Below are 10,539 nucleotides of genomic sequence, written 5' to 3' on the forward strand. Positions count from 1 at the left end.
GCAGCCCACTCACCGGATCCGGCCCCTGATCAGCTCGATGGCCTCCGCCCTCGACGAGGCGGACGTGCGCAGCAGCCCGCGCACCGCGGACGTCGTCGTGCGGGAGCCGGGCTTGCGCACTCCGCGCATGCCCATGCACAGGTGCTCGGCCTCGATCACCACGATCACGCCGCGCGGTTCCAGCCTGCGCACCAACGCGTCCGCGACCTGCGACGTCAGCCGCTCCTGGACCTGTGGCCGCTTGGCGTAGAGGTCGACGAGCCTGGCCAGCTTCGACAGCCCCGTCACGCGGCCGTGCTCGTTCGGGATGTACCCGACGTGCGCGACGCCGTGGAACGGCAGCAGGTGGTGCTCGCAGAAGCTGAACATCGGGATGTCGGTGACGAGGACGAGTTCTTCGTGGCTCTCGTCGAACGTCTTCGCGAGAACGCTGTCCGGGTCCGTGTAGAGGCCCGCGAACAACTCCTGGTAGGCGCGTGCCACCCGTGCGGGTGTCTCGCGCAGACCCTCCCGGTCCGGATCCTCACCGCACGCGATCAGAAGTTCGCGTACCGCAGCCTCTGCCCGCGACTGGTCGAAGACCCGCCGCGCGGAGACGCCGGCCTCCCCGTGGTGGGTGAGGCCGGCGTCTCCGTCGAGCTGTTGTTGCTCGGTCACTGCCGCTCGTCCTGGTCTGGCTGCGGCTTCTTCGGCTCCCAGACGTTGTGCGGCTTGCCGCCGGGCACGGTCGCCGGGGTCCATCCGGGCGGGGCGCCGTAGTTCGGCGGACCCGACTGGTTCGAAGGCTGACCTGGCTGGTGCACGCCGTTCGACCCGTTCGGCGACGGCAGCGCCTCCGTGGCCGGTTCCGCCGCGGTGGGCTCCGCCGCCTGCGTCTCCGGCTCGTCGTCGAGGGTGTCCTCGACGACCGGCGGCCACGGCTCGCCGCGTTCCTTGGCGAGCTCGCCGGGGGTCTTGATCGGCGGGATGTCGGACGGCGTGCGATCACCGAACTCGTTGAACTGGGTGATGCGCGGCCGCTTCTCGACCCTCGCGAAGATCCGCTCCAGTTCCTTCTGGTGCAGGGTCTCCTTCTCGATCAGCTCGAGCGTGAGGTCGTCGAGGACGTCGCGGTAGGTGACGAGCACCTCGTACGCCTCGGTGTGCGCGGCCTCGATGAGCTTGCGCACCTCCTCGTCGATCTCGTGCGCGACCTCCAGCGAGTAGTCCGCCTGGCGACCGGCCGAGCGGCCGAGGAACGGCTCACCCTGTTCCTGCCCGTACTTGACCGCACCGAGCTTCGCGCTCATGCCGTACTCGGTGACCATCGCGCGGGCGATCTTGGTCGCCTGCTCGATGTCGTTGGACGCACCCGTCGTGGGCTCGTGGAAGACGAGCTCCTCGGCGGAACGGCCACCCAGTGCGAACACCAGTCGCGCGATCATCTCGGACCTGGTCATCAGGTCCTTGTCCTCTTCCGGCACCGAGAGGGTGTGACCACCCGTGCGGCCGCGGGCGAGGATCGTGACCTTGTAGACCGGGTCGATGTCCGGCATGGCCCACGCGGCCAGGGCGTGCCCTGCCTCGTGGTACGCGGTGATCTTCTTCTCCTTCTCGGAGATGATCCGGCTCTTGCGGGCCGGACCGCCGATCACGCGGTCCACGGACTCTTCGAGCGCCGCACCGTCGATGGTGTGGCCGTTGTGGCGCGCGGTGAGCAGCGCGGCCTCGTTGATGACGTTCGCGAGGTCGGCGCCGGAGAACCCGACGGTGCGCTTCGCGAGGCCGTCGAGGTCCGCGTCCGCGGCCAGCGGCTTGCCCTTCGAGTGCACCCGCAGGATCTGCTTGCGGCCCTTCAGATCCGGTACGGACACCGGGATCTGCCGGTCGAAGCGGCCGGGGCGCAGCAGGGCCGGGTCGAGGATGTCGGGACGGTTCGTCGCCGCGATCAGGATGATCCCGCCGCGCGAGTCGAAGCCGTCCATCTCGACGAGCAGCTGGTTGAGGGTCTGCTCGCGCTCGTCGTGACCGCCGCCCATACCCGCGCCGCGGTGGCGGCCCACCGCGTCGATCTCGTCGACGAAGATGATGCACGGCGCGTTCTGCTTGGCCTGTTCGAACAGGTCACGCACACGCGAGGCACCGACACCGACGAACATCTCGACGAAGTCCGAACCGGAGATCGAGTAGAACGGCACGCCGGCCTCACCGGCGACGGCTCGGGCGAGCAGCGTCTTGCCCGTTCCCGGCGGGCCGTACAGCAGCACGCCCTTCGGGATCTTCGCGCCGAGCGCCTGGTAGCGGCCGGGGTTCTGGAGGAAGTCCTTGATCTCTTCCAGTTCCTCGACGGCCTCCTCGGCCCCGGCGACGTCGGCGAACGTCGTCTTCGGCATGTCCTTGGAGAGCTGCTTGGCCTTGGACTTGCCGAAGTTCAGAACGCGGTTACCGCCGCCCTGAGCGTTGTTCATCATCCACATGAGCAGCAGCAACAACAGGCCCAGCGGCACGAGGTAGATCAAGATCTGCATCAGGATCGATTCCTGGCTGACCTTGGTCTCGACGGTCGGCTTGTTGCCGGCCTGGTCGAGGACGGTGAAGATCTCGTCCGTCGAGCTGGCCGGGAACTGCGTGATCAGGCGGTTGCTGCCCTCGAAGGTCGTGCCGTCGGTGAGGGTGAGTCGGAGACGCTGCTCCTTGTCCTCGATCGTGGCTTCCTTGACCTTGCCGTCCCGAACCTGTTGAAGCGCTTGAGACGTTTTCACGGGGTGATAGCCCCGTGAATCGTCAAAGAGGACGGTGAAGACGAAGTAGAGCAGCAACACCGCAGCGATCCACAGCAGCGGGTTGCGAAGCAGGCGCTTGCGGTCCATGCACTTACGGCCGGGGGCGGCCTCGACCCTCCCTGACTTGCGCGTCGGGCAGTGGAAGACCCACATACCGCGTCCGACCAGCCTACCGCTCGCTGGCCGGGTACTGAGCAACCAACGGGCGGGGGCGGTTCCGGGTTCCCGCGGGTGACCCCCACCACGCATGTTCACGCAGTTTGGTTCATCCGGAACAAATACCGCCGTCCAGACGAGTGACGCAGGTCACGCTGTCTCATTACGTTTGGGGGTCACATGTCATCCTCATCTATCCCCCGAACGTTTCCCTCGCCACTCGAAAGAGTGAACCCGTGACCGAAGGTAAGTAACTGTATGTCAGCACGTCATACGTCCCCCGGATTGTTCCGGCGGGTGGCCCTCCCCGTGGGCGCCCTGCTCGGAGTGGTCGCGGCGGCAGGCGTCACGGTCGTGGCACTGCGTGTCACCAGCGGTGCCGACTGCTCCGGCGCGCTGCCGCTGAAGGTCGCCGTCACCCCCGCAGCGTTGGATGTGGTGAACGCGGCGGCGCAGGACTACCAGCGGTCACAGCCGGTCGTGAACGGCCGGTGCGTCCAGGTTCAGGTCGAGTCGCGCAACGCGGCCGACGTGGCGAACGAACTCCCCACCGCCCAGATCAACCCCCACTCCCTCTGGATCCCCGACTCCTCGATGTGGGCCGCCGAGGCCCAGCGGCAGGCAGCGGAGACCGGCCCGGAGGCCCCGAAGCTGGACATCAAGCCCTCGCTGGCGTCCAGCCCGCTGGTGATGGCGGGTTCCGAACAGGCGATGTCGAAGATCGGCTTCCCGGTCACGCCCGTCTCCTGGGCGAAGGTCGTCGACCCGAAGGTCCAGATCTCGATGAGCGACCCGACGATGACGTCGGAGGGCCTCGCCTCGCTGTTCGTGATCCGCACCTTGCTGGGCAATCCAGACGGAACACCCAAGCCTGAACTGGTCGGCACCCTGCTGCGCGTGGGCCGCAGCGCCGTTCCTTCAGTTCGCGACGCCTTCGGCAAGGTCACCACGGACGCCGACAAGGCACCGCTGTTCGCCGCCACCGAACAATCGGTCGTGGCGAACAACCGCTCGGCGAAGGACAACGCCGTCCTCGGCGCGCCGCCGAAGGAAGGCACGCTCTCCTTCGACTATCCGCTGGTCAGGGTCTCCCGCCCGAACGAGCCGGAGGGCATCGGCGAAGCGGCAGCGGAGTTCGAGAAGACCCTGCGCTCCGCCCAGACGTCCAAGCGCTTCGGCGAAGCGGGCTTCCGCACCGTCCAGGGCGCGGCCCCGGCCAAGTGGTCGACCGACGTCGAAGGCGTGCAGGCAGGCGACGTCAAGCTGATCGAGACCCCTGGCGCGGACCAGGTGTCCGAACTGCTCCGCACCTGGGGCGCCATCAGCCTGGACATGCGCATGCTCACGGTCATCGACGTCTCCGGCTCGATGATCGAGAAGAGCGGCAACGGCAAAACCCGGGTGGAGGCCGCCACCGAGGCGTCCATGACGGCTCTCTCGATGCTCCCGGACACCACGGCCATCGGCCTGTGGGCCTTCTCCACCGACAAGAAGCCGCCGAACGACTGGATCGAACTGGTCCCGATCGGCCCGCTGGGCGAACCGCTGGCAGGCGTGACCCGCCGCAAACGCCTGGAAGCAGGCGCCTCGCAACTCCCCGGCCTGGTCGGCGGCGGAACGGCCCTGAACGACACGACCCTGGCCGCCTACCGGCACGTTCTCTCGGGTTATGACGCGTCGAAGGTCAACTCCGTCGTTCTCATGACCGACGGCCGCAACGACGACATCTCGTCGATCGACACCGGCGCGCTGATCGAGACCCTGAAGCGGGAGTCCGACCCCGCGAAGCCCGTCCCGATCATCATGGTGGGCCTCGGCGACGAGGTCGACATGGACGCACTCCGCGCGATCTCCGCGGCAACCGGCGGCAAGGCGTACCAGGCGCGCAATCCGGAGGACATCCGCGGCGTGCTGCTCGACGCGGTATCGCAACGGCGCTGCCGCCCGAACTGCTGATTTTTCTTCAACGCGAAGCCGGGTCTCCTACGGGAGGCCCGGCTTTGTCTTTTGGACTCGACCAGGCCTGGCGCAGCGAGCCGTCCGAACCTGATGCCCGCCAACGCAAAGCGGGGGCGCCGCCGCAACCGGCAACGCCCCCGCCTCGTCGTTCGAACGCTCAGTTCGAGTAAACCTTCGGGTCCAACGTCCCGATGTAGGGCAGATCGCGGTACCTCTCCGCATAATCCAGTCCATAACCCACGACGAACTCGTTGGGAATGTCGAACCCGACGTACTTCACCGGCACCTCGACCTTGACCGCGTCAGGCTTGCGCAACAAAGTGCAGACCTGCAGAGACCGAGGCTTCCGGGACTGCAGATTCTTCAACAGCCAGGACAACGTCAGCCCGGAGTCGATGATGTCCTCGACGATCACCACGTTGCGGTCGGCGATGTCGCGGTCCAGGTCCTTCAGGATCCGCACCACGCCCGAGGACGAGGTCGAAGATCCGTAGGACGAAACGGCCATGAATTCGAGCTGCACCGGAACGGGCAGCGCGCGTGCGAGGTCGGCCATGAACATCACAGCGCCCTTGAGCACAGTGATCAGCACGAGGTCGGAGTCACCTTCTGGGTGATCAGCCGCGACCTGCTTGGCGAGTTCGGTGACCTTGTCGCTGATCTCCTGCTCGGTGATGAGCACGGATGCGATGTCGCCGTCGTACACGGACAGGTCCCCTCTGCTTAAGTCTGTGGTTCCACAACGAGCCTGCCATGCGCGCGCCGCACGACAAAGCCGCCAGGTAGCCAGACACCGCCCTGACCGCGCCATTCACTCACCAGTGAGTCGACACGTCGCAGGTGCGAATCGGACAGTTCGGGCACGCCTTCCTCGATCAGCCACGCCCGGAGCACTCTGCGCCTCAGCGCGACCGGCAGCTCGGAGATGTCGCCAACGGCACAGCAGTCGCCGGCGAACGCCTCCGCAAGAGAGTCGAGCGCGTCACAGTCCTCACGCAACTGGGCAGCCGTCCGCGCCAACGACGAGGCAACACCGCCCTGCAGCACGGACTCCAGCAACGGCAGCACCTCGGACCGCAGCCGCACACGCGTGAACGACGGATCGACGTTGTGCGGGTCGTCCCACACCTCGATCCCCTGCTCCGCGCAGGCAGCACGGGTGACCGCCCGCGACACGCCGAGCAGCGGACGCCCCCACGGCGCGTCGAACGCACGCATGCCGGCGATCGAACGTGGCCCGGACCCGCGCCCCAACCCGAGCAACACCGTCTCGGCCTGGTCGTCCAGCGTGTGACCGAGCAGCACGACCCCGGACGACGGCCTGAGAGCCGCGTAGCGGGCGTTGCGGGCCGCGGCCTCGGGACCACCAGGCCCGGCGACCTCGACAGCCTCCACGCGAGCCACAAGCCCGAACGAGGAGCACTGCCGAGCCGCCCGCGAAGCGACGTCGGCCGACCCCGGCTGGAGCTGGTGATCGACGACCACAGCGCACGCGCCGGGCACCAGCCGTCCCACACAGGCAGCCAGAGCCAAGGAGTCCGCACCACCCGACACGGCGACGGTCACCGCCTCCGGGCGCACCTCGTCCAGGAACCGACGAACCGCCACCCGGATCTCGGCGACCGGTCCGTTCACGGCGACACGCGACGCAGCCAGCTCATGGGCTCGGCGATCTCGGCGCGGGTCGGCAACGTCTCGGCAGACGTCCAGATCGAGTTGAAGCCGTCCATCCCGACCCGCTCCACCACGTACGAGGTGAACTCCGCGCCCTCCTCGTACTGGCGCACCTTCGCCTCGACGCCGAGCAGCGTGCGCAGGATCCGGTCGAGCAGGCCACCGCCCTTGCGCCGCGCGCTGAAGCGGGTGCGGATCGTCGACACGGACGGCACCACGGAAGGCCCGACGGCGTCCATCACGTGGTCGGCGTGGCCTTCGAGCAAAGTGGACAGTGCGATCAGCCGGTCCAGCACGGCCTTCTGCTGGGGCGACTGGATGAGCTCGATCAGTCCCATCGGGCCGTCGCCGGCACGCAGCTTGTTCCGGAAGTCGCGGATCACGTCGGTCAGCGGCGCGCGGTCTTCATCCATTGAGGACAGCAACGCGGTGACCTGGTCGGAGAAGTACCGGCGCAGCCACGGCACGCCGGTGAACTGCAGGCGGTGCGTGCACTCGTGCAGGCACACCCACATCCGGAAGTCGTCGTCCGGCACGTCCAGAGCCTGTTGCGCGCCAACGATGTTCGGCGCGACCAGCAGCAGCCGCCCGGCGAGCTGCTCGTTCGGGCTGAACGGGTCGTACTGGCCGAGCACCCGTGAGGACAGGAACGCCAGCACTACGCCCGCCTGCACACCGGCCGTGCCCGCGAGGATGCCCGCCATCGGACCTGACGGACGTGGCATCGCAGGCCCTGTCAGCGCGGCGAGTCCCTGCGCGGCGGCCGCGACCCACGCCGGTCTGTCGACGACCTCGCCCGGCAGCAGCGGCAGCCCCTGACCGAGCCCGGTCAGCTCGCGGACGTGCACCTCCGCCTGGGGCGCGAGCTCGCGAAGTCTGCCTACCACGTGGTCGGCCTCGTCCTTGCCGATCACGGGGCCCGGCCGGACGAGCCGCGTGGCGGTCGTTACCGCCAGCTCCCAGTCCACCGGGCCGAGCTCTGCCTCCGTCGCGCCGTTCACGCTTCCGACGCTACCTGCGCACGGCCCGCTACGAACAGCCACAACCCCGCAACGCAGCGGCCAGCACGTCCAGCGCGGGCCGCACCTCCCTCTCCGCGTTGGCGTTGCTCGCGGACATGAACGAGAACACGAGCACCCGGCCGTCCACGTCGACGACCATGCCGGCGAGCGCGTTGACCCCGGTGAGCGTGCCGGTCTTGGCCCGGATCCAGCCCTTGCCCTGCGCCGCGGTGCCGCCGTAGCGACCGGCGAGGGTGCCGCTGCCGCCCGCGACCGGCAGCGCCGTCAGCAACGGCCGCAGCTTCGCGGTGCGCGGGTCGTCCAGCGTGGGCTTGGCCGCCGCGGTGAGCACCTCGGTGAGCAGCTTGGCCGGGATCTTGTTCGACGCGGACAACCCGCTGCCGTCCACGAAGTTCGCGGTGGTGAGGTCGAACCCGTTCTTGGTCAGCACGTCCCGCACGGCTTTGACGCCGCCCGCGAACGACGCCTCGTTGCCGGTCTTGATCGCGATCTCGCGCGCGATCGCCTCGGTGAGGACGTTGTCCGAGATCTGCATCATGTTGTCGACGAGCTGCTCGACCGGCGCCGACTTGATCTCGCCGAGCACCTGCGCGCCCGCGGGAGCCGTGCCCGCCGTGGCTCCGGAGGCGCCGATGCGCTGTGCGAACGCGTCCGCCGCCGCCTGACCGGGGCTGGCCGTGCGCGCGCCGTTGACGTTGGACTGGTCGACCCGGCCGCCGTCGAGCATGAACGGCACGATCGGCGCGACCGAGCCGCCCGCGATGTCCGCCGTCTCCCACTGCGGGCCGAGCGCCTCGCCCGTGTACCGGCTCAGGTCGAACTGGACCTTGGTGACCGGGCCCTTGGCCTTGACCTGGTTGACCAGGTCGTCGAGCGTCGCGGCACCGGGGTAGACCGACTTGCCGGGCGCACCGGAGATCGTCGGGTCGCCGCCGCCGATGATCACCACGGTGCCGGGTTCCGCGCCCTGGACGACCTTGGTGGACAGCTGGTCGGTCTTCTCGAGACTGAGCAACGCCGCGGCGGCCGTGAGGATCTTGAGGCTCGACGCCGGGGTCGCGGGCGTGGTGTCGCCCTGCTGCCACAGCGCGGTGCCACTGGCCGGGTCGATGACGCTGCCGGTGAGCGTGCCCAGCACGCCGTTGGCCGCCGGTCCGGTGAGCGCCTGTGCCACGCCTGCCGGGGTCGGCGCCGGGGCGCCCGCGGTGGCGGCCTTGACCAGCGGCTGGACGTTCGCGGGCGCGGCCGGAGGCCTGGTCTCGATCGCCTTGGTGCCGCCGAACTCCTCGACCGCGTAGATGGTGGCGCCGGCCAGAGCCGCGACGACCAGCAGGCTCAGGACCACGACGAGGGACCTGCGGCCCTTCCTGGGCTCGTCGTCGGTGGCGAGGCGGTCCTCCGGTTCCTCCTCGTAGCCGGTGACGGGGAGGTCCTGGTGGACGGGCTGCGACTCCTGCCGGGCGGGCGGGGGCGGCGGTGGCACCGGACGCGGCTGCTCTTGGCGCGGCTGCTCCTGGCGCGGCGGTTCCTGGCGGTGGAGCTGGTCGACGCGCCTGGTCTGCTCGGGACGCTGTTCGGGACGCGGCTGCCGCTGTTCGGGCCGCGCGGGCTGCTGGTCCGGCCGGTTCGTCTTGTCGAACCACGACGGCTCGGAGTTCGGCAGCTGGTCGACGCGCGCCGTCTTGGCGTTCGGGACCGAGAGCTCCGTGGTCTTCTGCTCCGGCCTCGGCACGACGCGGATCTGGTCGTTCTTCGGCTCGATCCGCACCGGGGTGGCCCGAGGTTGGCCGACTTCTGGACCAATCGCCCCGTGAGACTTCCCACCGGCGGATCCACCGGAAGGCCCGCCGGAACCGCCGGAGCCGGTCGTTGGCACACCTGACGCGGAATGACCGGCCCCCGCACCGTTCGGGGCGGAACGGACCGGCGACGAACGCAGAGGCTCCTGAGTGGACGGTGCCGACAGGATCGCCGCGAGCGGGAAGCGCATCGTCGGCTGGTCGACGGACGGGCGGCTGACCTGCACAGTCGACTCCGAGGCGGCCGCAACCGACCCGGCGTCGTCGTCCTCGGTCGGCCACTGGGGCTCGTCCGGCAAGTGGGCCTCCGTCAGCTCGGTACGGGCAATCTCACACCCACCAACCACGGCTCCGATGAGGGTTGACAAGGCGTTGTGGTCCACACTAGTGGGCATCACGAATGGGCTACATGAGCGAGGACCAGTGGAATTCGACGTCCTGATCGAGATCCCCAAGGGCGTGCGCAACAAGTACGAGGTGGACCACAAGAGTGGCCGCATCCGCCTCGACCGCACGTTGTTCACGTCGACGCAGTACCCGGCCGACTACGGGTTCATCGAGAACACCCTGGGTGAGGACGGCGACCCGCTGGACGCCCTCGTCCTCGTCCAGGAACCGACGTTCCCCGGCTGCCTGATCGCGGCGCGCGCGATCGGCATGTTCCGCATGACCGACGAGAAGGGCGGCGACGACAAGGTTCTGTGCGTCCCGGCCTTCGACCCGCGTCACGAGCACCTGCGCGACATCCACCACCTGGCGGAGTTCGACCGCCTGGAGATCCAGCACTTCTTCGAGGTCTACAAGGACCTGGAGCCCGGCAAGAGCGTCGAGGGCGCGAGCTGGGTGGGCCGCACCGAGGCCGAGGCCGAGGTCAAGCGCTCCTACCAGCGTCTCAAGGACGCCGAGGCGCGCGGCGAAACGCTGCACTAGCAACGACGAAAGAGGGGCCGCTCGGTGAACTGGTCCCCGGAAGTTGGACTGGCTAACTGAAGGTTAGGCCGCGAGGGTCTGGGCTCGGTATTCGACCGGGCTCAGGCCCTTGAGCGTGGTGGAGATGCGGGTGGTGTTGTATCAGTCGATGTAGTCGTCCAATGCCGTGGTGAACTCGGCGATGGTGTCGAATCTGGTGTGGTGGAACAGTTCTGCCTTCAGGTGGCCGAAGAAGTT

8 protein-coding genes and 1 pseudogene are annotated in these 10,539 nt (G+C 68.6%); 2 read left to right on the plus strand and 7 right to left on the minus strand.

Going from position 1 to position 10,539, the window contains the following annotated elements; genetic code table 11:
- Positions 1 to 9 precede the first annotated feature (9 nt).
- Both folE and ftsH read right to left on the minus strand, forming a co-directional pair.
- A complete protein-coding gene (gene folE / locus ACIRG5_RS34305) occupies positions 10 to 657 on the minus strand; it encodes a GTP cyclohydrolase I FolE (RefSeq protein WP_402912605.1) in 648 nt (215 codons plus the stop codon).
- Positions 654 to 2,849 carry an ATP-dependent zinc metalloprotease FtsH gene (ftsH, locus tag ACIRG5_RS34310; RefSeq protein ID WP_402912607.1) on the minus strand — a complete coding sequence of 732 codons (2,196 nt, stop codon included), beginning with the start codon at positions 2,847 to 2,849 and terminating at the stop codon, positions 654 to 656. The genes folE and ftsH overlap by 4 nt, the downstream gene beginning before the upstream one ends.
- A gap of 366 nt (positions 2,850 to 3,215) precedes the next feature.
- Here ftsH and ACIRG5_RS34315 point away from each other — a divergent pair, with 366 nt between their 5' ends.
- A complete protein-coding gene (locus ACIRG5_RS34315) occupies positions 3,216 to 4,874 on the plus strand; it encodes a substrate-binding domain-containing protein (RefSeq protein ID WP_402912610.1) in 1,659 nt (552 codons plus the stop codon).
- Between the two features lie 160 nt (positions 4,875 to 5,034).
- Here the strand turns inward: ACIRG5_RS34315 and hpt are convergent, their stop codons facing one another.
- From hpt to dacB, 4 genes are read right to left on the minus strand one after another with little or no spacing between them, the layout of a single operon-like run.
- A complete protein-coding gene (gene hpt, locus ACIRG5_RS34320; RefSeq protein WP_319975994.1) occupies positions 5,035 to 5,583 on the minus strand; it encodes a hypoxanthine phosphoribosyltransferase in 549 nt (182 codons plus the stop codon).
- A 17-nt stretch (positions 5,584 to 5,600) separates the two neighbouring features.
- On the minus strand, positions 5,601 to 6,512 hold the full coding sequence (gene tilS / locus ACIRG5_RS34325) for a tRNA lysidine(34) synthetase TilS (RefSeq protein WP_402912613.1): 912 nt from the start codon (positions 6,510 to 6,512) through the stop codon (positions 5,601 to 5,603).
- Entirely contained in the window at positions 6,509 to 7,552 is a 1,044-nt protein-coding gene (locus tag ACIRG5_RS34330) for a zinc-dependent metalloprotease (protein ID WP_402912616.1), read from the minus strand. Before ACIRG5_RS34330 ends, tilS begins: the two co-directional genes overlap by 4 nt.
- A gap of 28 nt (positions 7,553 to 7,580) precedes the next feature.
- Positions 7,581 to 9,671: a D-alanyl-D-alanine carboxypeptidase/D-alanyl-D-alanine-endopeptidase gene (gene dacB, locus ACIRG5_RS34335; RefSeq protein WP_402912618.1), complete on the minus strand. Its 2,091-nt coding sequence runs from the start codon at positions 9,669 to 9,671 to the stop codon at positions 7,581 to 7,583.
- A 124-nt stretch (positions 9,672 to 9,795) separates the two neighbouring features.
- Here dacB and ACIRG5_RS34340 point away from each other — a divergent pair, with 124 nt between their 5' ends.
- A complete protein-coding gene (locus tag ACIRG5_RS34340; protein ID WP_090070060.1) occupies positions 9,796 to 10,302 on the plus strand; it encodes an inorganic diphosphatase in 507 nt (168 codons plus the stop codon).
- A 63-nt stretch (positions 10,303 to 10,365) separates the two neighbouring features.
- On the opposite strand, the pseudogene ACIRG5_RS34345 reads toward ACIRG5_RS34340, so the two are convergent.
- Positions 10,366 to 10,539, minus strand: a pseudogene (locus ACIRG5_RS34345) (IS3 family transposase); the annotation flags it as partial.

Origin of the sequence: Lentzea sp. NPDC102401 (assembly GCF_044765805.1) — a bacterium.
In the GTDB taxonomy this organism is placed as follows: domain Bacteria; phylum Actinomycetota; class Actinomycetes; order Mycobacteriales; family Pseudonocardiaceae; genus Lentzea; species Lentzea sokolovensis.

Coding starts and splice junctions, on each gene's coding strand:
- ftsH (WP_402912607.1), bottom strand. CDS start 2,849: ATGGACCGCAAGCGCCTGCTTCGCAACCCGCTGCTGTGGATCGCTGCG.